The sequence below is a fragment of the Massilia sp. X63 genome, assembly GCF_041023745.1.
GTDB lineage: Bacteria > Pseudomonadota > Gammaproteobacteria > Burkholderiales > Burkholderiaceae_D > Telluria.
In genome coordinates, this window is sequence record NZ_JBFTEF010000004.1 from 342,528 (window position 1) to 366,367 (window position 23,840).

Annotated in this window: 23 protein-coding genes; 10 read left to right on the forward strand and 13 right to left on the reverse strand. The window is 67.7% G+C overall.

All coding sequences use genetic code 11. From position 1 onward, the window contains the following. Positions 1-58: 58 nt before the first annotated feature. From araD1 to AB3347_RS10900, 9 genes are all read right to left on the reverse strand, one after another. Positions 59-1,051, reverse strand: coding sequence for an AraD1 family protein (gene araD1, locus AB3347_RS10860; protein ID WP_369091808.1), 993 nt, complete (start codon positions 1,049-1,051; stop codon positions 59-61). 146 nt (positions 1,052-1,197) lie between these two features. Further along, the gene (locus AB3347_RS10865; RefSeq protein WP_369091809.1) at positions 1,198-2,940 is read right to left on the reverse strand and encodes an IlvD/Edd family dehydratase; all 1,743 of its coding nucleotides are present in this window, start codon (positions 2,938-2,940) and stop codon (positions 1,198-1,200) included. Positions 2,941-3,093: 153 nt separating this feature from the next. Beyond that, positions 3,094-3,981, reverse strand: a complete 888-nt coding sequence (locus AB3347_RS10870; RefSeq protein WP_369091810.1) for an SMP-30/gluconolactonase/LRE family protein — start codon at positions 3,979-3,981, stop codon at positions 3,094-3,096. 4 nt (positions 3,982-3,985) lie between these two features. Further along, positions 3,986-5,080: an aldose epimerase family protein gene (locus tag AB3347_RS10875; RefSeq protein ID WP_369091811.1), complete on the reverse strand. Its 1,095-nt coding sequence runs from the start codon at positions 5,078-5,080 to the stop codon at positions 3,986-3,988. 11 nt (positions 5,081-5,091) lie between these two features. Further along, positions 5,092-6,648, reverse strand: a complete 1,557-nt coding sequence (locus tag AB3347_RS10880) for a TonB-dependent receptor plug domain-containing protein (RefSeq protein ID WP_369091812.1) — start codon at positions 6,646-6,648, stop codon at positions 5,092-5,094. A 297-nt stretch (positions 6,649-6,945) separates the two neighbouring features. Continuing rightward, on the reverse strand, positions 6,946-7,143 hold the full coding sequence (locus AB3347_RS10885; protein WP_369091813.1) for a hypothetical protein: 198 nt from the start codon (positions 7,141-7,143) through the stop codon (positions 6,946-6,948). 384 nt (positions 7,144-7,527) lie between these two features. After that, positions 7,528-8,730, reverse strand: coding sequence for a 3-oxoadipyl-CoA thiolase (gene pcaF / locus AB3347_RS10890; protein WP_369091814.1), 1,203 nt, complete (start codon positions 8,728-8,730; stop codon positions 7,528-7,530). Then, positions 8,727-9,407, reverse strand: coding sequence for a CoA transferase subunit B (locus AB3347_RS10895; protein ID WP_369091815.1), 681 nt, complete (start codon positions 9,405-9,407; stop codon positions 8,727-8,729). Before AB3347_RS10895 ends, pcaF begins: the two co-directional genes overlap by 4 nt. Then, positions 9,404-10,069 (reverse strand): 3-oxoacid CoA-transferase subunit A, encoded by a 666-nt coding sequence (locus tag AB3347_RS10900; RefSeq protein WP_369091816.1) that lies wholly within the window; start codon positions 10,067-10,069, stop codon positions 9,404-9,406. The genes AB3347_RS10895 and AB3347_RS10900 overlap by 4 nt, the downstream gene beginning before the upstream one ends. A gap of 182 nt (positions 10,070-10,251) precedes the next feature. On the opposite strand from AB3347_RS10900, the gene AB3347_RS10905 reads away from it, so the two are divergent. Further along, positions 10,252-11,076, forward strand: a complete 825-nt coding sequence (locus AB3347_RS10905) for an IclR family transcriptional regulator C-terminal domain-containing protein (RefSeq protein ID WP_369091817.1) — start codon at positions 10,252-10,254, stop codon at positions 11,074-11,076. Positions 11,077-11,097: 21 nt separating this feature from the next. On the opposite strand, the gene AB3347_RS10910 is transcribed toward AB3347_RS10905, so the two are convergent. Further along, complete coding sequence (locus AB3347_RS10910) at positions 11,098-12,012, reverse strand: LysR family transcriptional regulator (protein WP_369091924.1); 915 nt, start codon at positions 12,010-12,012, stop codon at positions 11,098-11,100. Between the two features lie 102 nt (positions 12,013-12,114). On the opposite strand from AB3347_RS10910, the gene AB3347_RS10915 reads away from it, so the two are divergent. The 9 genes from AB3347_RS10915 to AB3347_RS10955 all read left to right on the forward strand — a co-directional run bounded on the left by AB3347_RS10915 (position 12,115) and on the right by AB3347_RS10955 (position 19,778). Further along, positions 12,115-13,224 carry a muconate/chloromuconate family cycloisomerase gene (locus AB3347_RS10915; protein WP_369091818.1) on the forward strand — a complete coding sequence of 370 codons (1,110 nt, stop codon included), beginning with the start codon at positions 12,115-12,117 and terminating at the stop codon, positions 13,222-13,224. Positions 13,225-13,278: 54 nt separating this feature from the next. Further along, positions 13,279-13,569, forward strand: coding sequence for a muconolactone Delta-isomerase (catC, locus tag AB3347_RS10920; protein ID WP_369091819.1), 291 nt, complete (start codon positions 13,279-13,281; stop codon positions 13,567-13,569). Between the two features lie 32 nt (positions 13,570-13,601). Then, on the forward strand, positions 13,602-14,522 hold the full coding sequence (gene catA, locus AB3347_RS10925; RefSeq protein WP_369091820.1) for a catechol 1,2-dioxygenase: 921 nt from the start codon (positions 13,602-13,604) through the stop codon (positions 14,520-14,522). A gap of 10 nt (positions 14,523-14,532) precedes the next feature. Next, a complete protein-coding gene (gene benA, locus AB3347_RS10930) occupies positions 14,533-15,903 on the forward strand; it encodes a benzoate 1,2-dioxygenase large subunit (RefSeq protein WP_369091821.1) in 1,371 nt (456 codons plus the stop codon). Positions 15,904-15,911: 8 nt separating this feature from the next. After that, complete coding sequence (gene benB / locus AB3347_RS10935; RefSeq protein WP_369091925.1) at positions 15,912-16,403, forward strand: benzoate 1,2-dioxygenase small subunit; 492 nt, start codon at positions 15,912-15,914, stop codon at positions 16,401-16,403. 44 nt (positions 16,404-16,447) lie between these two features. Beyond that, the gene (gene benC, locus AB3347_RS10940; RefSeq protein WP_369091822.1) at positions 16,448-17,485 is read left to right on the forward strand and encodes a benzoate 1,2-dioxygenase electron transfer component BenC; all 1,038 of its coding nucleotides are present in this window, start codon (positions 16,448-16,450) and stop codon (positions 17,483-17,485) included. Further along, a complete protein-coding gene (locus AB3347_RS10945) occupies positions 17,485-18,267 on the forward strand; it encodes a 1,6-dihydroxycyclohexa-2,4-diene-1-carboxylate dehydrogenase (protein WP_369091926.1) in 783 nt (260 codons plus the stop codon). Before benC ends, AB3347_RS10945 begins: the two co-directional genes overlap by 1 nt. 9 nt (positions 18,268-18,276) lie before the next feature. After that, the gene (gene pcaD, locus AB3347_RS10950) at positions 18,277-19,056 is read left to right on the forward strand and encodes a 3-oxoadipate enol-lactonase (protein ID WP_369091823.1); all 780 of its coding nucleotides are present in this window, start codon (positions 18,277-18,279) and stop codon (positions 19,054-19,056) included. Positions 19,057-19,148: 92 nt separating this feature from the next. Further along, positions 19,149-19,778 carry a DUF1294 domain-containing protein gene (locus AB3347_RS10955; RefSeq protein ID WP_369091824.1) on the forward strand — a complete coding sequence of 210 codons (630 nt, stop codon included), beginning with the start codon at positions 19,149-19,151 and terminating at the stop codon, positions 19,776-19,778. Between the two features lie 6 nt (positions 19,779-19,784). Here AB3347_RS10955 and AB3347_RS10960 read toward each other — a convergent pair whose 3' ends face one another. From AB3347_RS10960 to AB3347_RS10970, 3 genes are all read right to left on the reverse strand, one after another. After that, a complete protein-coding gene (locus tag AB3347_RS10960) occupies positions 19,785-20,894 on the reverse strand; it encodes a porin (protein WP_369091825.1) in 1,110 nt (369 codons plus the stop codon). Positions 20,895-21,046: 152 nt separating this feature from the next. Next, a complete protein-coding gene (locus tag AB3347_RS10965; protein WP_369091826.1) occupies positions 21,047-22,414 on the reverse strand; it encodes an MFS transporter in 1,368 nt (455 codons plus the stop codon). A gap of 32 nt (positions 22,415-22,446) precedes the next feature. Next, positions 22,447-23,742, reverse strand: a complete 1,296-nt coding sequence (locus AB3347_RS10970) for a benzoate/H(+) symporter BenE family transporter (protein WP_369091827.1) — start codon at positions 23,740-23,742, stop codon at positions 22,447-22,449. Positions 23,743-23,840: the final 98 nt, after the last annotated feature.

A 23,840-nucleotide genomic window follows, 5' to 3' on the forward strand; every position in this document is an offset into this window, starting at 1 on the left:
TCCATCTGTGCTTTTATTGTGATGCCGCCTTACTCTTTGGTCAATGCGCCGTCCTTCCTCACAGGGCCTTCACCTTCGCAAAGCCGGTCGCACCGACGGCCAGGCGGTTGCGCAGGGCGGGGCCGAACTGCGGCGACGCCACTTCGAAGCTTTCGCCGGCCTGCACCGAGACGCCGTCCGCGAAGCTCAGCGTGGCGGTGCCGAAGAAGTGGACGTGCACGTCGCCCGGGCGCTTGAACAGGCCGTACTTGAAGTGGTGGTATTCCAGGTTCTCGATGCTGTGCGACATGTTCTGCTCGCCGCTCACAAAAGCCTTCTCCCAGCGCACCCTGCCCTCGCGGTCGAGGATGCGCGAGGTGCCGGACACGTGGCTTGGGAGCTCGCCCACCAGCAGCGCCGGGCCGAGGCCGCAGTTGCGCAGCTTGGAGTGGGCCAGGTAGAGGTAGTTCTGGCGCTCGGTGACGTGGTCCGAGAACTCGTTGCCGATGGCGTAACCCAGGCGGTAGGGCTGGCCGTCATCGCCGATCAGGTACAGGCCGGCGATCTCCGGCTCCTCGCCGCCGTCGAGCGCGAAGTCCGGCATCTCGATGTCCTGGCCGCTGGCGCGCACGATCGAGCCGTCGCCCTTGTAGAACCATTCCGGCTGCACCCCGGCGCTGCCGGGAGCCGGCTTGCCGCCCTCGACGCCCATGCGGAACATCTTCATCGAGTCGCTCAGGGAGTCGACGTCGCCGCCGATCTTCTTGTGCATGGCGTCGCGGGTGTCGGCGCTGCCCAGGTGGGTCAGGCCGGTGCCGGTGACGTAGCAGTGGGCGGGGTCCGGATGGTCGAGCGGCGCCAGGATGCGGCCGCTGGCCGCCAGGTCGTCGTAGTGATAGTGCTCGCTGCCGGCGGCGGCGTCGGCCAGCTGGGCCAGCCCGGCGCCGGCGGCGATGGCGGCGCGCGCCAGCGCGAGCGTGGTGGCGTAGCCGTTGACGACGCGGATGGTGTTGTCGTGCAGGATGCCGATGCGGCGTTCCTGGGATTCGGTGATGAATTGTACGAGCAGCATTGTTGAGTCTCCGCTATGGATATTCTTTTGGCAGTGCGTTTGTTCGCACGCTGGTTGAACGCGTGGGCAGGAAATCTGCCCACCCTACAGAGACGATTTACGTAGGGTGGGCGGCTCTGCCGCCCACGCGTTCAAATCCCGCGTGATCAGTGAGAATGCTTCGGCACCGCCGCCCCCCGGCAGCCCACCAGGAAATCGAAGTCGCAGCCTTCGTCCGCCTGCAGCACGTGGTCCAGGTAGAGCCGCTGGTAGCCGCTGTGCTGCACCGGATTGTCGTGCTCGGCGCGCTCGACCAGGCGCTGGCGGATCTCTTCGTCCGACAGTTCGAGATTCAGGCCACCGCCGGCGCAGTCCAGCTGGATCCAGTCGCCGTCGCGCACGATCCCGAGCGGGCCGCCCGCCATCGCTTCGGGCGCCACGTGCAGCACCACGGTGCCGTAGGCGGTGCCGCTCATGCGCGCGTCCGAGATGCGCACCATATCGGTGATGCCCTGGGCCAGCAGCTTGGGCGGCAGTCCCATGTTGCCCACTTCGGCCATGCCCGGGTAGCCCTTGGGGCCGCAGTTCTTCATCACCAGGATCGAATTCGCATCGACGTCCAGGTCCGGATCATTGATGCGCTGCTTGTAATGATCAAAATCCTCGAACACGACGGCGCGGCCGCGGTGCTGCATCAGGTGGGGCGAGGCCGCGGACGGTTTCAGCACGGCGCCGCGCGGGGCCAGGTTGCCGCGCAGGATGCGGATGCCGCCGTCCTCGATCAGCGGGGTGTCGAGCTTGCGGATCACTTCGTCGTTGTAGATCGGCGCATCCTGGCAGTTCTCCCACAGGGTCTTGCCGTTGACGGTCAGCGCGTCCTTGTGCTTCAGGAGCCCGCCCTCGCCCAGGCGCCGGATCACGCCCGGCAGGCCGCCGGCGTAGTAGAACTCCTCCATCAGGTATTTACCGGAGGGGAGCAGGTCGACGATGGTCGGGGTGCCCTTGCCGATCGTGGTCCAGTCCTCGAGTTCCAGCGGCACGCCGACGCGGCCGGCGATCGCCTTCAGGTGGATCACGGCATTGGTCGAGCCGCCGATGGCCGCATTCACGCGGATCGCGTTCTCGAAATTCTCGCGCTTCAGGATCTTCGACAGGCGCAGGTCTTCGTGCACCATCTCGACGATGCGGATGCCCGACATGTGGGCCAGCACGTAGCGGCGCGCGTCCACCGCGGGAATCGCCGCGTTGTGCGGCAGCGAGGTACCCAGCGACTCGGCCATGCAGGCCATGGTCGACGCCGTGCCCATGGTGTTGCAGGTGCCCGCCGAGCGCGAGTGGCCGGCTTCGGCGGACAGGAAATCGTGCATCGTGATCTGCCCGGCCTTGGCCTGCTCGTGCAGCTGCCAGACGGCGGTGCCCGAGCCGATGTCCTTGCCGTTCAGCTTACCGTTGAGCATGGGGCCGCCGGTGACGACGATGGTCGGCAGGTCGACGCTGGCCGCGCCCATCAGGAGGGCCGGCGTGGTCTTGTCGCAGCCCACCAGCAGCACCACCGCATCCATCGGGTTGCCGCGGATGGATTCTTCGACATCCATGCTGGCCAGGTTCCGGGTCAGCATGGCGGTCGGGCGCAGGTTCGATTCGCCGTTCGAGAACACCGGGAACTCCACCGGGAAGCCGCCGGCCTCCAGGATGCCGCGCTTGACGTGTTCGGCCAGCTTGCGGAAGTGGGCGTTGCAGGGGGTCAGTTCGGACCAGGTATTGCAGATGCCGATGATCGGCTTGCCCTGGAATTCATGGTCGGGAATGCCCTGGTTCTTCATCCAGCTCCGGTACATGAAGCCGTTCTTGTCCTGGGTCCCGAACCACGCCGCCGAGCGCAGCGTGGTCTTCTTTTTTGTCTCGGACATGCATTCTCCTGGTCTCGTTAGCCTGGCTGCGGGAGGCTGAGGGCCTCTTCTCGGTCGGTCCGTGCAGCGCGCCTTGTTCAGCAATGGGGCAAGTCTAGAGGGCCGCCAGATAACTTTCCAATCAATTATTTCGCAATATCGATACCGAAATCGTTATCCAAATTGCCCGAGAAAGCGCGATTCCGGCAGGCCGCGCAGCGCGAGCGCCTGGCGGAACAGCGCACCCGACAAGGGCGCCGCGGCCCGATCCTGTGGCGTCATGCCCAGGTGAGCGCTGGTGGCATACAGGGTGGACAGGCCGGGGCCGCCGAAGGCCGGGCAGCTCGGTTGCGGAGCGTCGAGCGCCAGCACCCGGTCGAGCCGGCCGTCGGGCGCGAAGCGCATGATCTGCCCGGCGCCCCAGCGCGTGCTCCACAGGTGGGCGTCGGCATCGATGCAGGAACCATCCGGCGCGCCCGGCGCCGCGTCGGCGGCCACGAACACGCGCGAGGCGCCCAGCGCGCCGCTGTGCGGATAGTAGTCGCAGCAGTGGATGGCGCGGGTGGCGGAATCGGCGTAGAACATCAGGCGCCCGTCCGGACTGAAGCAGATGCTGTTGGCGATCGCCGCCTGCGGCAGCGGCAGGCGCTCGAGCGTCAAGTCAGTATTCAGGCGGTAGAAGCTGCCCAGCGCCCGCTTCGGGTTCTCTTCCTGGTTGAACATGCCGAACACGAAGCGCCCCTGGCGGTCGCAGCGGCCGTCGTTCAGGCGCGTGGCCGGGATGTCGGCTTCGACATCGAGGATGCGCCGCACTTCGCCGCTGGAGAAGCGGAACGAGGCCAGGCCGGAGGCGAGTCCCAGCAGCAGGCAATCGTCGCTGGGCGTCAGGGCGAAGCAGCACAGGCGCTCCGGCATCTGCCAGCGCATGCTGCGGCCGGTGGACGGTGAATACGACCACAGCGCGCAAGCCGGGATATCGGTCCACAGCAGGCGCCCGCTGCGCTCGCACCACAGCACACATTCGCCCAGTTCGTGGCGATTGTCGAGGAAGGCTTGCATCATGCGCTCATGCCTGTGTCCGTGCGGCGTCCACGCGGGCGCCGCGCTCGACCGAAAAGCGGAAGCGCGATTCGGTCTCGTATACCTGGCCCGGGCGCAGAATCACGTTCGGGAAGCGCGGCCGGTTCGGCGCATCGGGGAAATGCTGGGGCTCCAGGCAGAATCCGCTGCGGAGGCCATAGCTGCGGCCCTTGCCGGTGAGCGAACCGTCGAGGAAGTTCCCGCTGTAGAACTGCAGGCCAGGTTCCTCGGTGAACAGCTCCAGCACCCTGCCCGAGCCGGGGTCGAGCACGTGGGCGGCGCGCCGCATTGCCCGGCCCTGCCCCGTGCCGTCGGGCTTGTTGAGCACGAAGTTGTGGTCGTAGCCGCTGCCGTGGCGCAGCTGCTTGTCCGGCTGGCCGACGCGCTCGCCGATCGGGCGCGGCGTGCGGAAGTCGAAGGGCGTGCCGGTTACCGGCGACAGCATGCCGAGCGGGATCGCGCCGGCATCGATGGGCAGGAAGCTGTCGGCGTCGATGCTGAGCAGGTGGTCCAGCACGTCGCCTTCGCCGGCCAGGTTGAAGTAGCTGTGCTGGGTCAGGTTGACCGGGGTCGGCCGGTCGCTCACGGCGCGCAAGCGCACCACCAGTTCGTTGTCGTCGTTCAGCAGATAGGTGGCGAGCACGTCCAGGTTGCCGGGATAGCCCTCCTCGCCATCCGGGCTGCGGTAGGCCAGGCGCAGGCTGTCGCCTTCGACGCCGGCCTGCCACTTGCGCTTGTGGAAGCCCCCTGCCCCGCCGTGCAGGTGGTGCTCGCCGTCGTTGGTTGCCAACACGTATTCGCGGCCGTCGAGCGTGAAGCGGCCCTTGGCGATGCGGTTGCCGTAGCGGCCGATCAGGGCGCCGAAATACGGGCTGTCGCCCTGGTAGGGAGCGAGCGTGTCGAAGCCCAGCACCACGTCGGCGAAGCGGCCGTCGCGGTCCGGTGCATGCAGTTCGGTGACGATGCCGCCGAAATCGATGATCTTCGCCACCAGGCCGTTCGCGTTGGCGAGCGTGAACTGCGTGATGGCGTCGCCGTTCGCCAGCTGGCCGAAGGGCGCTTGCGTGATGGGGTGTGGCACCTGGCGTTCCTTTAGTCGATCGAAGGCCGGCCGAACACCGGCATGCCCTGCGCACCCCAGTCGGCATCGAATACGCCCGCCAGCGTGGCCGTCGCGGCGCTGCCCTTGTTGCGGTTGGCGTTATCGTAGAACTCCGCCACATTCCACTTGCTCGGATCAAGCAGGTCGGCATTGTCATTGAAACGGAAGGCCGTATCGCCGCCGGCATTGAAGTCGACGTCGATGGAGGGTGCCACGCGATCGATCCGGGTGGCCGTAAATTGCGTGTCGAACTCGCTCGTCTGGTAGGACAGATCGCCGTCCAGCTTGAGTCGCTCGCCGATATTCCACTTGCCGTTCAGGGCATACACGAAGGAGTCGGTCTTCGAGGTGGTGTAGTCGCCGCTGTTGAAGCCATAGACCTTATTGACCTTGCGCGTCTTGATGACGTTGGTTCCCGGGAAGGTCGTGATCGTCCCCGCCGGGTTGCTGCCCAAATCGCCCCACCAGTCGACAAAGCTGAACAGCAGCTGGTTGAAGGCCTTGTCGCGATAGCCGTTGTACATCGATTCGAAGGTATAGACCGCATCGCTGTCCGGTTTCCACTGCAAGGCGATATTCGCGGCGGGACGCTTGCGTTCGCCCTGGACGTCGCTCTGGAAGACGGCGTCGCGCGCCAGGTAATACGGATACGCCTTGCCCTTGAAATTCAGCGTCGAACCCGCTGCCATCGGCAGGCCGGTACGGGTACCGGGCGCCCAGATATCGTTGTCGAAGATGCGCTGCAAGGGCGTGTAACCCGCCGGCACCTCGGCGGCATTCGGGCTGGTGAACGGCACCATGGCGCCCGGCGTCACGCTCTCGTTGCGGTATGTCGTCCGGGTCGCGGCCAGATTGACCAGGGCGCCGAACTCGCCGATGCCGGTTTCCCAGCGGTTGCTGAACATGGCGCTGATCTGCGGATTCCACTTTTTGGCAGGATCCAGATAGGTCTCGCGCGCCGACAGCGACACTTGCGGCCCCTTGAAATCGAAGGGCCGCAGCGACTTGACGTCGATCTGGCCTGCAATGCCGGTTTCCAGCTGGCTGGCGTCGCGCGTCGTGTACACGTCGATCTGGCGCACCAGAGTCGAGGGAATGTCCTGGAGCGCAACCTGCGTACCCGAGGCGGTAAAGATATTCCGGCCGTTCCAGGTGGTCTGGACGTCGGGCAGGCCACGGATCGACAAGGCGCCGACTTCGCCGCCGGCGCGGTTGGTGACCTGGATCCCCGTCACGCGCTGCAGCGCCTCGACCACATTGTTGTCGGGCAGCTTGCCGATGTCTTCGGCCACGACCGATTCCACCACCTGGTCACTGATGCGCTTGATCGCCAGGCTCTTGACCAGCGATGCCTTGACGCCCGTGACGACCACGGTCTGGGTGTCGCCCGGCTCCGGCGTGTCGGCGGCCGCGGCGGGGGAGATTTCCTGGGCGCCGACCGTGGCGCCGCTGATCAGTCCTGCGCCGGCCAGCGCGGCCACCGTTGCCCGCAATGCGAAGGAATGACAGGTACTGGCCGTGGCACGGCCGGATGCGGTGCGTTTCATAGGTCTCCTGTGTCGATGTTCTCGTTGTGGCCGCTGTGCCGCGGCTTTACCGTCATGACATGCTCGACAGGGATGGTAGGTGCTGCTGTGAGATCGTTCCAATCAATTTTTTGGCCATTCCGATATCAATTTACATATCGGCTTGCCGACAGCGCCAATGAAAACGCCCGCTGGAGAGCGGGCGTCGGAAGACGGCGATCGAAGGGCAATGGCGGCGGGGCGAATGCAGAACGGACGCGCGCACCCTGCCTGCGCACGCGGCGCAGGGCTCGCGGTCGGCGGCCAGGCCGGCGCGGATCAGATCATCGCGGCGATCGTGCGGGTGAGCAGCGCGAAGCCGCCGGCGATGAGTCGCGCGCCGACCGCCGCCACCACCACCAATACTGCCAGCTGGATGAGGCGCAGCGCCAGTTCGTGGCCGCGCCAGAGGCGGCCGAAACGCAGGGGACCGTGGAAACGATCGGACACATGCGGTGATACCAGGCGAAATTTCATGATTGTCTCCGCTGACAGGCCTATCATGGGTCCAGCATACTCTTCGCTGGGGACGGCCGCAAATGCCTGCGCCGCGCGTGCGCGCCTGCCGCACTGAACGCTGCGGCGCATGTCGAACCGAGCGGCCGGCAGCAGCCGTCGCGCAATGCCTGCGCGATGGCCCTGCCGATCCCGCGCGTGCCGCCCGTTACCACCGCTGTCCTCGCCATTGCCCCTCCCGGGAATGCCCACCCGGGATTGGATCGGCAAAAGCGGGCCGGGTTCCGGACGCTTTTCTTTAACGAGTGCCTCACAAAACCCCAAGAGCAAGGCGCATCGTCGAAGGCAGTACGCTAGTACGGCGAGACGATGCAACGCAGCTATTGGGGGAATTGTGAGGTGCGCTTAAACGCGCTCGATGGCGATCGCGATACCCTGCCCCACGCCAATGCACATCGTGCACAGCGCGAAGCGGCCGCCGCTGCGCTGCAGCTGCCAGGTGGCGGTGGTGACCAGGCGCGCCCCGCTCATGCCGAGCGGGTGGCCGAGCGCGATCGCGCCGCCGTTCGGGTTCACGCGCGGATCGTCGTCTTCCAGGCCCAGCATGCGCAGCACCGCCAGTCCCTGCGAGGCGAACGCCTCGTTCAGCTCGATCAGGTCGAACTGGTCCAGGCGCATGTCCAGCTGGCGCAGCAGCTTCTGCACGGCCGGCGCCGGCCCGATGCCCATGATGCGCGGCGCCACCCCGGCGGTGGCCATGCCGAGGATGCGCGCGCGCGGCGTCAAGCCATACTGCTCCACCGCGTCGGCGTTGGCCAGCAGCAGCGCACAGGCGCCGTCGTTCACGCCCGAGGCATTCCCGGCCGTCACGCTGCCATCCGGGCGCACCACCGGCTTGAGCTTGGCGAGCGCTTCCAGGCTGGTGGCGCGCGGATGTTCGTCCTGCGCCACCCGCAGCGCTTCACCTTTCTTCTGCGGCACCAGCACCGGCACGATCTCCTGCTCGAAGATGCCCGCGTTCTGCGCGCGCGCGGCCTTGTCCTGGCTGGCCAGGGCGAAGGCGTCCTGGTCGGCGCGGCTGATCGCGTAGTCGTCGGCGACGTTCTCGGCCGTCTCGGGCATGGCGTCGGTGCCGTACAGCTGCTTCATCAGGGGGTTCGGGAAGCGCCAGCCGATCGTGGTGTCGTAGATGTGCGCGCTGCGCGAGAACGCCGATTCGGCCTTGCCCATCACGAAGGGCGCGCGGCTCATCGACTCGACGCCGCCGGCAATGACCAGGCGCGCCTCGCCGCTGCGGATGGCGCGCGCCGCCACGCCCACGGCGTCCATGCCCGAACCGCACAGGCGGTTGACGGTGGTGCCCGGCACTTCTTCAGGCAGGCCGGCCAGCAGGGCCGACATGCGCGCCACGTTGCGGTTGTCTTCGCCGGCCTGGTTGGCGCAGCCGTAGACCACTTCGTCGACGGCCTTCCAGTCGACGGTCGAATTGCGGCGCATCAGCTCGCGGATCGGCAGCGCGCCGAGGTCATCGGCGCGCAGGTCTTTCAGGGCGCCGCCGTAGCGGCCGATCGGGGTGCGGATCGCGTCGACAATGTAAGCGTCGGTCATGCTTGTTCTCCTTCGGTTGGCGGCAGCAGCGCAGCACCGGTGACTGCCTGCAGGTCCTTGAATGTCATGCCCGGCGCCATCTCGCGCACGCGCAGGCCCTGCGCCGTCACGTCGAGCACGGCCAGGTCGGTGTAGATGCGGTCGACGCAGCCGATGCCGGTGAGCGGATAGGTGCAGCCTTCCACGATCTTGGATTCGCCGGTCTTGGTCTGGTGCTCCATCATCACGAACACCTGCTTGGCGCCGATCGCGAGATCCATCGCCCCGCCCACGGCGGGAATCGCGTCCGGCGCGCCGGTATGCCAGTTGGCCAGGTCGCCGGTGCTCGACACCTGGAAGGCCCCCAGCACGCAGATGTCCAGGTGGCCGCCGCGCATCATGGCGAAGGAATCGGCATGGTGGAAGTAGGCGCCGCCGGTCAGCAGGGTCACCGGCTGCTTGCCGGCGTTGATCAGGTCTTCGTCTTCCTCGCCTGGCGCGGGGGCCGGGCCCATGCCGAGCAGGCCGTTCTCGCTGTGCAGGAAGACTTCGCGTTCAGGCGGCAGGAAGTTGGCCACCTTGGTCGGCAGGCCGATGCCGAGGTTGACGTAGGCGCCTTCGGGGATGTCCTGCGCCACCCGCGCGGCCATCTGCTCACGGCTGTATTTGGTCGATGCGTTGGTCGATGCCTGGCTCATGCTGCCTCCTTGACGACACGTTGGACGAAGATGCCCGGGGTGACCACGGTTTCCGGATCGATGGCCCCGAGTTCCACCACCTCGGCCACCTGGGCGATGGTGACCTTGGCCGCCATCGCCATGATCGGCCCGAAGTTGCGGGCGGTCTTGCGGTACACGAGGTTGCCCCAGCGGTCGCCGCGCAGCGCCTTGATCAACGCGAAATCGGCATGGATCGGGCTTTCCAGCACGTAGTGGCGGCCGTCGATGACGCGGGTTTCCTTGCCCTCGGCCAGCAGGGTGCCGTAGCCGGTGGGCGTGAAGAAGCCGCCGATGCCGGCGCCGGCGGCGCGGATGCGCTCGGCCAGGTTGCCCTGCGGGGTCAGCTCCAGTTCGATCTCGCCCGCGCGGTACAGCGCGTCGAAGTGGTGCGAATCGGCCTGGCGCGGAAACGAGCAGACCATCTTGCGCACCCGCTTTTCGCGGATCAGGGCCGCCAGGCCGGTCTCGCCGTTGCCGGCGTTGTTGTTGACGATGGTGAGTTCGCGCGCGCCCTGGGCCAGCAGCGCGTCGATCAGCGCGGCGGGCATGCCGGCGTTGCCGAAGCCGCCGATCATGATGGTTGCGCCGTCCGGAATGTCGGCGACCGCCCGTTCGAGCGAGTCGCATGTCTTGTCGATCATGGGGTTCCCCTTTGTGCACCGCGCACGGCTTCAACCCGTTCGCGGTCCGAGTGTCGAGTGTTCGATAATCGCACATTTGAACGATTACCGCACAAATAGGATAGTCCTCTTCGTTTGCGGCGGTCAAGCGGAAATGTTCCCGCGCCTGTCGTCCGGCCGGCGCCGTGCATTAGAATTGCGCCATGCCACCTTCCACCAAGACCCATGACGCCCTGGCGGGCGCCCCCAGCATCGCCGACGAAATCGATGCCCTGACCGACCCGGATTTCATGACCTCGCTGGCGCGCGGACTGGCCGTGATCCGCGCCTTTTCCGACTCGCGCAAGCCGCAGACCATCGCCCAGATCAGCCAGCAGACCGGCATCCCGCGCGCGGCGGTGCGGCGCTGCCTGCACACGCTCAGGCAGCTCGGCTACGTCGATGCGGAACTGAACAACTTCACGCTGCGCCCGAAGATCCTCACGCTCGGGTATTCCTACCTGTCGTCGACGCCGCTGACGGTGTCGGCCCAGCCCTGCCTGGACGGGGTCAGCCGCGCGCTGAACGAATCCTGTTCGCTGGCGGTGCTGGAGGAAGACGAAGTGCTGTACGTGGCGCGCTCGGCCACGTCGCGGGTGATGTCGGTGTCGCTCAGCGCCGGCAGCCGCCTGCCGGCCTACTGCACCTCGCTGGGACGGGTGCTGCTGGCGCAGCTGCCCGAGCACGAGCTCGACGCCTACCTGGCGCGGGTGCCGCTGCAGGCCCGCACCGCGCACACGGTCACCGACCCGGACCAGTTGCGCGCGCTGCTGGCGCAGGTGCGCCGCGACGGCTACGCCATCAACAACGAAGAGCTGGAATTGGGACTGCGCTCGATCGCGGTCCCGGTGCGCGGCGCCTCGGGCCGCGTGCTGGCGGCCCTCAACGTCGGCGCGCAGGCGGCGCGGGTCAAGCCGCAGCAGATGCTCAAGGAGTTCCTGCCGGTGCTGCGCCAGGGCGCGCAGGAGCTGGCGGTGCTGCTGCCCTGAGCCGCCAAGCCGGCCTCGCCCCTACAGGCTTTCCCTGTTGTGGGGCAGGCCGTAGTCGTCGTAGATCGCGTAGATCACCTCCAGCATGTCCTCCAGCTCGGGCGAGCGGTCCAGGTGGCGCAGGCTGAAGAAGATCGGCGAGAAGGCATGCTTGTCGCCGATCGGCCGGTACACCACGTTCCGGTGGTGCATGCCCTGCACGCTCGCCGGCACGATCGAGATGCCCTGCCCGGCCGCCACCAGGCCCATCGCGATCTGCAGTTCGCGCACTTCCACCACATGGTCCGGCCGCAGGTTGGCGTCGCTGAACAGGGCCAGCACCTGGTCGGCGAAGCTGGGGCGCGGCGTGCGCGGGTAGACCAGCAGCGGCTCGTGCACCAGGTCCACCAGCCGCACCGGCCCCTCCCCGGCGGCCAGCCGGTGGCCCGGGAACAGGGCCACCACCATCGGTTCCTGGCGTAGCAGGATCCTGCGGATGCTCGGGTCCTCGCTCTTGAGTCGCCCGAAGCCGACGTCGATCCGCCCTTCCTTCAAGGCCTGCATCTGCTCCACGGTGGTCATCTCGTGCAGGGTCACTTCGACCTCGGGATGGGCCTCGCGGTAACGCCGGATGATGTCCGGCAGCAGGCCGTACAGGGTCGAGGCCACGAAGCCGGCGTTGATGGTGCGCTCCAGTTTTCCCACCCGCCGGGTCATGGCCTTCAGGTCGCGCACCTGGTCCAGCAGCGGCTTGGCGTGCGCCAGGAAGAACTGCCCTGCCTCGGTCAGCCGCAGCGGCCGCGAACCCTTTTCGATCAGCGCCACGCCGAGTATTTCCTCGAGTTGCTGCACCTGCCGGCTCAGCGGCGGCTGCGCAATGTGCAGCCGCTCGGCCGCACGGGTGAAGTTGCGTTCTTCCGCCACGGCGACGAAATAACGCAGGTGCCGAAGCTCAATCATCATACCTCCCAGGTATCGAAACGATACCAACATAGTGTTGGACGGGGCTATTAAGCGGGATTATCGTGTTTCTACCGACCCGCACTATACGCATTGAATATGATAACCACGATCGAGACATTCCTGGTAGAAGTTCCTACCATCCGCCCGCACAAGCTGTCGGTCGCGACCATGAACACCCAGACCCTGGTGCTGGTGCGCGTGCGCTGCGAGGACGGCGTCGAAGGCTGGGGCGAAGGTACCACCATCGGCGGCCTGGCCTACGGCGAGGAAAGCCCGGAGAGCATCAAGACCAACATCGACACCTACATCGCGCCGCTGCTGCTCGGCATGGACGCCAGCCAGGTGGCCAGGGCGATGGCGAAGGTCCGCAAGGCCGTGCAGGGCAACCGCTTCGCCAAGTGCGCGATCGAGACCGCCCTGCTCGACGCCCAGGCGCGCCGCCTGCGCGTGCCGCTGTCCGACCTGCTCGGCGGCCGGGTGCGCGACGCGCTGCCGGTGGCCTGGACCCTGGCCAGCGGCGACACCAGCCGCGACATCGCCGAGGCGGAGCAGATGCTGGAAGCGCGCCGCCACCGCATCTTCAAGCTCAAGATCGGCCTGCGCCCGGTCGAACAGGACGTGGCCCACGTGCTGGCGATCAAGCGCGCACTGGGCGACCGCGCCAGCGTGCGCGTCGACGTCAACCAGGCCTGGAGCGAACTCGAGGCCGTGCGCGGCATCGCGGCGCTGGAAGCCGGCGGCGTCGACCTGATCGAGCAACCGGTCAAGGCCAACAACGCCGCCGCCATGGCGCGGCTGGCCCGCCGCTTCGACGTCGCCGTGATGGCCGACGAAGCGCTGCACGGTCCGGACGACGCGATGCGGCTGGCCCGCATGGACGCCGCCGACGTCTTCGCCGTCAAGATCTGCCAGTCCGGCGGCCTGCTGCCGGCCGCCGAGGTGGCCACCGTGGCGCGCCTGAACGGCATCGGCCTGTACGGCGGCACCATGCTCGAAGGCGGCATCGGCACCGCCGCCACCGCCCACCTGTGCGCGACCTTCGCCGAACTGGCCTGGGACACCGAGCTGTTCGGCCCCCTGCTGCTCACCGAGGAAGTGCTGACCGAGCCGCTGGTCTACCGCGACTTCATGCTGCAGGTGCCGACCGGCCCGGGCCTGGGCGTTGCCGTCGACCTCGACAAGCTGCGCTACCTGCAGCGCAAATAAGCATAAATAGACTCAATCAAGCACCCAAGCGAATACAAGCACAAGGAGAACGCCATGCTGTTCCACGTTCGCATGAACGTCAAGCTGCCGGCCACCATGCCGGCGGACCAGGCCACCAGGCTCAAGGCCGACGAAAAGGCGCTGGCCCAGCGCCTGCAGGACGAGGGCAAGTGGCGCCACCTGTGGCGCATCGCCGGCCAGTACGCCAACGTCAGCATCTTCGACGTCGACAGCGTCGACGAGCTGCACACGCTCCTGAGCTCCCTGCCCCTGTTCCCCTACATGCAGATCGAGGTCATGCCGCTGTGCCGCCACCCTTCCTCGATTCGGTCCGACGACCGCTGATTTCCCCCCTTCCAAAACACAAGGAGACAAGCATGAACCACGCAGACATCGATACCCTCGTCAAGAACTGGATCGTCGACGCCGCCGACCGCCCGGCCAACCCGCGCGTGCAGCAGGTCGTGACCCGCCTGATGGGCGACCTGTGCAAGGCCATCGAAGACCTCGACCTCAGCCCGAGCGAAGTCTGGTCCGGCATCGCGTACATGTCGGCCGCCGGCGCGGCAAACGAACTGGGCCTGCTGGCCGCGGGCCTCGGCCTGGAGCGCTTCCTCGACATCCGTGCCGACGAAGCCGAAGCCAGGGCCGGCCTGGCGGGCGGCACCCCACGCACCATCGAAGGCCCGTTGTACGTGGCCGGCGCGCCGGAAAGCGTCGGCTTCGCCCGCCTCGACGACGGCAGCGAACTCGATCGCGGCGAAGTCCTGTTCATGCAGGGCACGGTGTTCGACCAGGAAGGCAAGCCGCTGGCCGGCGCCAAGGTCGAAGTGTGGCACGCCAACCTGCTGGGCAACTACTCGTTCTTCGACCAGACGCAATCGGACTTCAACCTGCGCCGCACCATCGTCACCGACGAGAACGGCCGCTACGGCTTCCGCAGCATCGTGCCGAAGGGCTACGGCTGCCCGCCGGACGGCAGCACCCAGCAGCTGCTCGACCTGCTCGGCCGCCACGGCCAGCGCCCGGCGCACATCCACTTCTTCGTGTCGGCGCCGGGCCACCGCAAGCTGACCACCCAGATCAACATCGACGGCGACGAATACCTGTGGGACGACTTCGCCTTCGCCAGCCGCGAAGGCCTGGTGCCGCCGGTCACCCGCATCGCCGAGCCGGCCGAACTGGACGCCAAGCGCGTGAACGCGCCCTTCGCGTCGATCGACTTCGACTTCCGCCTGTACCGCGACACCGCCGCCGCCCCGAGCCCGCTGGTGGAGCGTGCCCGCGCCGCCGCTTGAGGAGAGCAGCATGATTCCGATCCGTCCCGTCAGCAGCTTCCAGCCGAAGAGCATCGACGACTTCCTGATCGAAGACGAAGCCACCGGCGACTACCGCCTGCACCGCAGCGCCTTCACCGACGAGGGCCTGTTCGAACTCGAGATGAAGCACATCTTCGAGGGCAACTGGGTCTACCTGGCCCACGAAAGCCAGGTCGCCAACGTCAACGACTACTACACGACGCACATCGGCCGCCAGCCGGTGTTCATCGCGCGCAACCGCCAGGGCGAGCTGAATGCCTTCATCAACGCCTGCAGCCACCGCGGCGCCCAGCTGTGCCGCCACAAGCGCGGCAACAAGGCGACCTACACCTGCCCGTTCCACGGCTGGACCTTCAACAACAGCGGCAAGCTGCTGAAAGTGAAGGACCCCGAAGAAGCCGGCTACCCGGAGTGCTTCAACAAGGAAGGCTCGCACGACCTCAAGAAGCTCGCGCGCTTCGGCAACTACAAGGGCTTCCTGTTCGGCAGCCTGAATCCGGACGTGCCCGCGCTCGAGGAATTCCTGGGCGAGGCCACCCGCATCATCGACATGATCGTCGACCAGTCGCCGGACGGCCTGGAAGTGCTGCGCGGCTCCTCGACCTACACCTTCGAGGGCAACTGGAAGCTGCAGGCCGAGAACGGCGCCGACGGCTACCACGTCAGCGCCGTGCACTGGAACTATGCCGCCACCACCAGCCGCCGCAAGGAAGAACAGGCGGCGCGCGAAGACAAGATCCGCGCCATGGACGCCGGCAAGTGGGGCCGCCAGGGCGGCGGTTTCTACGGCTTCGAGAACGGCCACATGCTGTTGTGGACCAAGTGGGCCAATCCGGAAGACCGCCCGAACTTCCCGCGCCACGCCGAGTATGCCGAGCAGCACGGCAAGCCGATGGCCGACTGGATGGTCGAGCGCTCGCGCAACCTGTGCCTGTACCCGAACGTCTACCTGATGGACCAGTTCGGCTCGCAGATCCGCCTGCTACGCCCGCTGTCCGTCAACAAGACCGAAGTCACGATCTACTGCATCGCGCCGAAGGGCGAACCCGACGAGGCGCGCGCCCGCCGCATCCGCCAGTACGAGGACTTCTTCAACGTCAGCGGCATGGCCACGCCGGACGACCTCGAGGAGTTCCGCGCGTGCCAGGAAGGCTATGCCGGCAGCGCCATGCAATGGAACGACATGTGCCGCGGCGCCACCCACTGGATCAAGGGTGCGGACGACGCGGCCAGGGAAATCGGCCTCAAGCCCGTGATGAGCGGCCTGCGCACCGAGGACGAAGGCCTGTACACGGTCCAGCACCGCTACTGGCTCGATGTGATGAAACGGGCAATCGACGCCGAAGGAGCTGCGAAATGAGCACCGAGATGAATTCGCCGGGCATGCAGGAACTGTGCGCTTTCCTGTACCGCGAGGCGCGCCTGCTGGACGACGAGCAATGGGACGCCTGGCTGGAGTGCTACGACCCCGAGGTCCAGTTCTGGATGCCGGCCTGGGACGACGACGGCAAGCTGGTGAGCGATCCGCAGCGCGAGATCTCGCTGATCTACTACCCGAGCCGCCAGGGGCTGGAAGACCGCGTGTTCCGCATCAAGACCGAGCGTTCCAGCGCCACCATGCCGGACACCCGCACCAGCCACAACATCGCCAACGTCGAAGTGGAAAAGGCCGAGGGCAGCCGCCTGACCGTGCGCTTCAACTGGCACACGCTGAGCCACCGCTACAAGACCACGTACAGCCACTTCGGCATGTCGCGCTACGTGATCGAGTTCGCCGGCCCGACGCCGAAGATCGTCGACAAGTATGTGGTCCTGAAAAACGACTACATCAGCCAGGTCATCGACATCTATCACATCTAGCAACAACAACCAGCAACGAGCAAGAGATCACGCAGGAGACGACGATGAGCCACACGATCGCACTGCAGTTCGAGGACGGTGTCACCCGTTTCATCAGCTGTAACGACAACGAAAAACTGGCGGATGCCGCCTATCGCCAGAAGGTCAACATCCCCCTGGACTGCCGCGACGGCGCCTGCGGCACCTGCCGCGGGCTGTGCGAATCGGGCCAGTACGAGATGCCGCCCGAGAGCTACATCGAGGACGCGCTCGAGCCCCAGGACGCGCAAGCCGGCTACGTGCTGGCCTGCCAGATGCGCCCGACCTCCGACTGCGTGGTGCGTATCCCGGCCACCTCGAGCGCCTGCAAGACCGGCGTGCACAGCTTCCCCGGCAAGATCGCCGCGGTGGAAGCGCTGTCGCCCTCGACCTTCCGCTTCACGGTGGCGCTGGATGCGCCGGACAGCCTGGACTTCCTGCCGGGCCAGTACGTCAACCTCACGGTGCCGGGCACCGACCAGACGCGCTCCTACTCGTTCAGCTCCGCGCCGGGCGCGGACCTGGCCAGCTTCGTGGTGCGCAACGTGCCGAACGGCCTGATGAGCAGCTACCTGGCCGGCCAGGCCAGGCCGGGCGACGCGATCAGCTTCGCCGGACCGTTCGGCAGCTTCTACCTGCGCCCCGTGCAGCGCCCGCTGCTGCTGCTGGCCGGCGGCACCGGCATCGCGCCCTTCCTGTCGATGCTCGACGTGCTCGCCAAACAGGGCTTCACCCAGCCGGTGAAGATGGTCTACGCCGTCACCAACGACCACGACCTGGTCGAACTGGAACACCTCGACCGCATCGCCGCGGCCCACCCGCAGTTCGAATACCTCACCTGCGTGTCCGCGGACGCCAGCTGCCACCTGCGCAAGGGCTATGCCACCGCGCACGTGGAACCGGCATGGCTCGCCGGGCCCAAGGGCGGCGGCGACGTCGACGTCTACCTGTGCGGACCGGTGCCGATGGTGGAGGCCGTGCGCGGGTGGCTGGACAGCGTCGGGGTCAAGCCGGCCAACTTCTACTTCGAGAAATTCTCGGCCAGCAGCGGAGGTGCGGCATGATGCATCCCGACCGTTTCAAGGACCAGGTCATGCTCGTGACCGGCGCCGCCCAGGGCATCGGGCGCGGCGTGGCGCTGGCGGCCGCCTGCGAAGGCGCGCAGCTGGTGCTGGCCGACCGTTCGCCGCTGGTGCACGAGGTCGCGCACGAGGCGGCCCAGTGCGGCGCCCAGGTGGTCGTGGCCGAAGTCGACCTGGAAACCTATGCCGGGGCCAGCGCCATGGTGGCCCAGGCGCTGGACGGCTACGGCCGGGTCGACATCCTGGTCAACAACGTGGGCGGCACCATCTGGGCCAAGCCCTACCAGGAGTACGAGGAGGCCCAGATCGAGGCCGAGATCCGGCGCTCGCTGTTCCCCACCCTGTGGAGCTGCCGCGCGGTGCTGCCGGGCATGATCGAACGCCAGGCGGGCGCGATCGTCAACGTGTCCTCGATCGCCACCCGCGGCATCTACCGGATTCCCTATTCGGCGGCGAAAGGCGGCGTGAACGCGCTGACCGCCAGCCTGGCCTTCGAACATGCCGGCGACGGCATCCGCGTGAATGCCGTGGCGACCGGCGGCACCGAAGCGCCGCCGCGCAAGGTGCCGCGCAACCCCACCCCGCTCAGCGCGCAGGAAGAAGTCTGGTACGCCGGCATCGTCGCGCAGACCACCACCAGCAGCCTGATGCGCCGCTACGGGACCATCGACGAGCAGGTGGCGGCGATCCTGTTCCTCGCTTCGAAGGAAGCGTCCTATATTACCGGTACCGTGCTGCCCGTCGGCGGCGGCGACCAGGGCTGAGGAGACCGCATGCCTTCCATTCGCATCGACGACGTCGACCTGTACTACCAGCTCGACGGCGACCCGGCCAGGCCGGCGCTGCTGTTCTCGAATTCGCTCGGGACCGACCTGAGCATGTGGGACGCCCAGGCCGCGGCGCTGGCCGAGGATTTCCATGTGCTGCGCTACGACACCCGCGGACACGGCCGCTCGCCGGTCGGACGCGAGGCGGTGACGCTCGGACGCCTCGGCCGCGACGTGCTGGCCCTGCTGGACCGGCTGGACATCGCGCGTGCGCACTTCTGCGGCATTTCGATGGGCGGCATGACCGGCCAGTGGCTGGGCATCCATGCCCCGCACAGGTTCGACCGGATCGTGCTCGCCAACACGGCCGCGCGCATCGGCACTGCCGAAGGCTGGCACATGCGCGCCGGCCAGGTAAGGCGCGAAGGCATGGCCGGCGTCGCCGAGGGCGCGGCCGGCCGCTGGTTTACGCCCGGTTTCGTGGCCGGCCACGCGGCCGGCGTCGCGCGCATGACGGCGCGCCTGCGCGAACAGTCGCCCGAAGGCTACGCGGGCTGCTGCGACGCCCTGGCCCTGGCCGACCTGCGCGCATCGATCGGCGCGATTCCCAACCCGGTGCTGGTGATCGCAGGGCGTCACGATCCGGTCACCACCGTCGAGGATGCCCGGCAGCTCGGCGCCGGCATCCGGGACGCGCGCGTCGAGGTGCTGGAGGCCTCGCACATCTCCAACCTCGAGGCCCCCGCGGCCTTCACCGCCGCACTGCGCAGCTTCCTGCAGCAGTGATGTCCCCGGGGCGGCGCAGGCCGCCCCTCACGGTTGCCCTGCTGAAAAACTCGCACTACACTGGCTTTCTTGTTCAGAACGGGATGGCCAGGATGCGTGAACGCACACCTCCACGGTACCAGGGAAAGATCAGCACCTGGAAAGACGACCAGGGTTTCGGTTTCATCAGCCCCAACGGAGGCGGCCCGGCGGTCTTCGTCCACATCAAGGCCTTCGCGCGCCAGGGCGTCCGCCCCGCCGAAGCCGACATCGTCACCTACGAGTTGACGGTCAACGACAAGGGACAGCCGCGCGCCGCGAACGTGGCCTTCGCCCGCGGCGGCGCACCGGGGCGCGCCCGCACGCGCGCGCCGGGACGGTCCCTGGCGGCGGCCGGCGGCCTGCTCGGCCTGCTCGCCCTGCTGGCCGTCGCCGGCCTGGCGCCGCCGCTGCTGCTCTTCCTCTACCTCGGCATGAGCGCCCTTGCCTTCGTCGCCTATGCGATCGACAAGGCCGCCGCGCGTGCCGGCGGACGGAGGACGCCCGAAAAAACCCTGCACCTGCTCGGGCTGGCGGGCGGCTGGCCGGGCGCCCTGCTGGCGCAAAGACTGCTGCGCCACAAATCCGCGAAACCGAGCTTCCAGGCGGCCTTCCACTGGACCGTGGCGCTCAATTGCGCCGCCCTGTTCTGGGTCCTGACGCCGGCCGGCGCGCGCACCCTGCGCGCCGTGCTGGGGCTGTAAGGCCGCTCAGAACATGTGGCGCAGCCCCGCCATCACGCCATTCTGCGCCCTGCCCGGCGCCACCGTGCCGCCGGCGTCCAGCGCCACCGCCGCCGCGCCATGGTTGTCCATCCGCCCCACCGCCCCGTAGGCGGCGGTGCGCGGCGAGAACGCATACGTCAGGCGCGCCACAAACATGTTGGTGTCGTCGTTGGAATCCTGGACGTCGCGCCGGGCGACCTGCGCATCCAGGGTCAGGCGCGGCGCCAGCGGCTGGCTGATGCCGAGGTAGGCCAGGCGCGACTCCGTGACGCCGCTCGACGCATCGGTCTTGCGGGCGATGAGGCCGGCGCCGAGTTTGGTCGCCCCCAGCATGGTCCAGCCATTGACGGTCACGCGGCGGTCGAAACGCTCGCTGGTGCTCAAGCCGCCCGCCGCGCCCGCGTTGCCTTGCAGTTGGTCGTAGGTCGTGTTCACGCCGAAGGACTTGCTCTCGTAGCCCAGCAGGGCCGTGAACTGGCGGCAGGCCTTGGCGTTGCCCGCCACCTCGCCGCCGCAGTTGGTGGCCGACGGGCCGCCCGCGCCGGCCCCGTCGCGCCCGAGGCTGTAGGTGGCGCCGACGCTGACGCCGCGGAAGCTGCCCAGGTAGCCCACCGCGTTGTCGCTGCGGGCGTTCGGCAGGTACAGGTCGATGCTGTTGATGGAGAACAGGTTCGGTCCCAGCACGTCGCTCCTGGCGGTGGCCAGGAACGTCATGTTCAGGATGCGGCCCACCTGCAGCGTGCCCCAGCTTCCCTTCAGGCCCACCCAGGCCTGGCGGCCGAACAGCCGGCCACCCTGGCCCGACACGCCGGTGTCCGGATTGAAGCCGCTTTCAAGCGTGAACACGGCCGCCAAGCCATTGCCGAGGTCCTCGCTGCCGCGAAAACCGATGCGCGACGGCAGGCTGCCCGTCAGCGACGACAGCCTGGTCGCCGAGTTGCCGGCGGCGTCCGCGTTACTGGTATGGGCCAGCGCCGTGTCGACGATGCCATACACCGTGACCGCGCCCTGGGCGCTTGCCGCGGTGCTCCAGAGGCTGGATGCGAGTGCCGTGGCCAGCAAGGCGCCGATGCGGCTGTGTTTGACTGCTTTCATACTGTCTCCTGTTGGTATCGATAGGGATGGAACGATGTTGCGGACGCGCGCCGGCACGCCGGCCTCCTGCGGGAGGACGGCGCGTGGCAAGGCGTCGGATCGGGGAGCGGGCCGGCCGGGGGGGGGTAAGCGGCCGCAAGCCGGCCGGCGGCTCAGGCTTCGGAAGCCTCGGCCGCCGCCGCTGTGCGCAGCGCCGGGGTGGCTGCGGCGGCCACCGAGGCCGAACGGCCGTGGCGGATGCAGGCGACGGCGATGGCGGCGATGACGGCCGGGATGGCGATGGCCAGGAAGTTGTGCTGCAGCGGCAGCGCCATGCCCACCAGCGTGCCGATCACGATCGGCGCCAGGATGGCGCCGCTGCGGCCCACGCCCGAGGCCCAGCCGATGCCGGTCGAACGGATCGCCATCGGATAGAACTGGCCGGCATAGGCGTAGGTGACGATCTGGGTGCCGATGGTGGACGCTCCGGCCAGGCCGACCAGCAGGAACAGCACCGGGGTCGACACCTTGTAGCCCAGCAGCGTGATCGACACGGCGGCCAGCGCGTACATCGCGACCAGCACGTGCTTGATGTTGAAGCGGTCGGCCAGCCAGCCGCCGCCCACCGCGCCGATGACGGCGCCGAAGTTCAGCACCAGCACGAAGGTCAGGGCCGAGCCCAGGCTGTAGCCGGCGCTGGCCATGAGCTTGGCGAGCCACGAGCTCAGCGCATACACCATGAACAGGCACATGAAGAAGGCGATCCAGAACATGACGGTGGAAAAACCGCGCCCGTCCTGGAACAGCTTGCCGATCGGCGCGCCTTCGGCGCGGTCGATTGCCGGCAGCGTGTAATGGTCGCCCTGCTGCACGCGGTAGGACGGGTCCATGCCGACCAGGATGCGCTGCAGTTCGGCGTGGCGCTTGCGGCGGATCAGGAAGGGCATCGACTCCGGCATGCTCCTCAGGATGAAGGGAATCAGGATCACCGGCACGCCGGCGGCCAGGAACACCGACTGCCAGCCGTGCGCCTCGATCAGGCCCTTGCCCAGCAGCGCGGCCAGCATGCCGCCCACGGCATAGCCGCTGAACATCAGCGTGACCATGGTCGAGCGGATGCGCTTGGGCGAATATTCGGTCATCTGCGCCACCACGTTCGGCATCACCCCGCCGATGCCCAGCCCTGCCAGGAAGCGCATGATGCTGAAGGTGTAGGGATCGGTGGCGAAGCCCGCCGCCGCGGTGAACACGCTGAACAGGGACAGGCAGATCACGATGGCCAGCTTGCGCCCGATCCGGTCGGCGATGGTGCCCAGGAAGATTGCGCCGAACATCATGCCGAACAGCGCCGAGCTGACCATGAAGCCCGCGTCCTGGGCGGTGACGCCCATTTCCTGCATGATCGACGGCAGCGCGATGCCGGCCACCGCCAGGTCGTAGCCGTCGCAGATGATGATGATGGCGCACCACAGCAGGATCCCCGCGTGGAAGCGGTTGAACCTGGCCGCGTCGGCCATCTTGTGTACGTCGATGTGTCGCATGTCGTCTCCTTTGTTGTCAATCGCTGGAACCCTCAGGTCTTTGCCCGGGTCTGGTCCGATGTTTTCCCCGCGCCGCGCCCATGCAGCACCCTGCAGGCCACGATCCCGATCGCCACGCCCCAGAACGCCGAGCCGAGCCCCAGGAAGCTCATGCCCGAGGCGGTGGCAACGAAGGCGATCAGCGATGCTTCCCGATGGTCGCCGGCCGCCAGCATGGCGCCCAGGTTGGCCAGGATGGGGCCGAGCAGCGCCAGTCCGGCCAGCGTGGCGACGAGTTCCTTCGGTAAGGCGGCGAACAGCATCACGATCGAGCCGCCGAACAGGCCGGCGACCAGGTAGAAGGCGCCGTTCGCCAGCCCGGCGACATAGCGCCGGCGCGGATCCTCGTGCGCTTCGCGGCCGGTGCACATGGCGGCGGTGATGGCGGCGATGGCGATCGTGATGCCGCCCGCGAACGCGACCGCCAGCGAGGCCAGGCTGCTGCCGACCACCACCGGCCGTACCGGGGTGTCGTAGCCCGCGTTCCTCAGCACGGTCATCCCCGGCAGGTACTGGCCGGTGAGCGTGACCAGCACCAGCGGCAGCGCCAGGCTGAAGGTCGCCGACCAGGTCCAGGCCGGTGCGATGAAGACGGGCGCCACGAGCTGCAGGTCGACGCCGCCGAAGCGGGTGGCGCCGCTCAGCCAGGCGATGCAGGTGCCGGTGGCGAGCAGCAGCGCGACGCAGTAGCGCGGCGACGTGCGCCTGAACACGAGGTAGGCGGCGATCATGCCGAACACCAGCACCGGCATCGCGGCCACGCCCTTGAAGGCGTTCAGGCCGAAGGGAATCAGGATGCCGGCCATCATGCCGCTGGCGACGCCGGGCGGTACCCAGCTCGACACCCGCTCCATCCAGCCCGACATGCCGATCGCCAGCAGGATGGCGGCGGCGCTCAGGTAGGCGCCGACGGCTTCGTTGACCGACAGCTGCGGAAACAGGGTGATCAGCAATGCGGTGCCGGGCGCCGACCAGGCGGTGATGATCGGCGCCTTCAGGCGCCAGCTGAGCCAGATGCCGGTGAGGCCGGCGCCGATCGAGATGCCCCAGACCCAGGAGGCGAACATGGCGTTCGAGACGTTTGCCGCCTCGGCGGCCTGGTAGAAGATGGCGAGCGGGCCGGAAAACGATACCAGCACCGCCAGGAAGCCGGCGACGATGGCCGGCAGCAGGCCGGCGATGCCGGCGCGCCGCGCCGGAACGGGTGCGTCGTCCGGTCGCGCCGCGGCGCCTGCGCCGGCATCGGTGGCCCGGTCGTCGCCGGAACGTGTTTGCGCTTCAGCCTGCATGGTGTCTCCGCTGCATTTGTGGTGGAGTCACCTTGGCAGGCGCCCCTTTTCTTGCAGCGTAGATAACTCAGGCGAGCGCGTCCAAGACCGATTTGGTA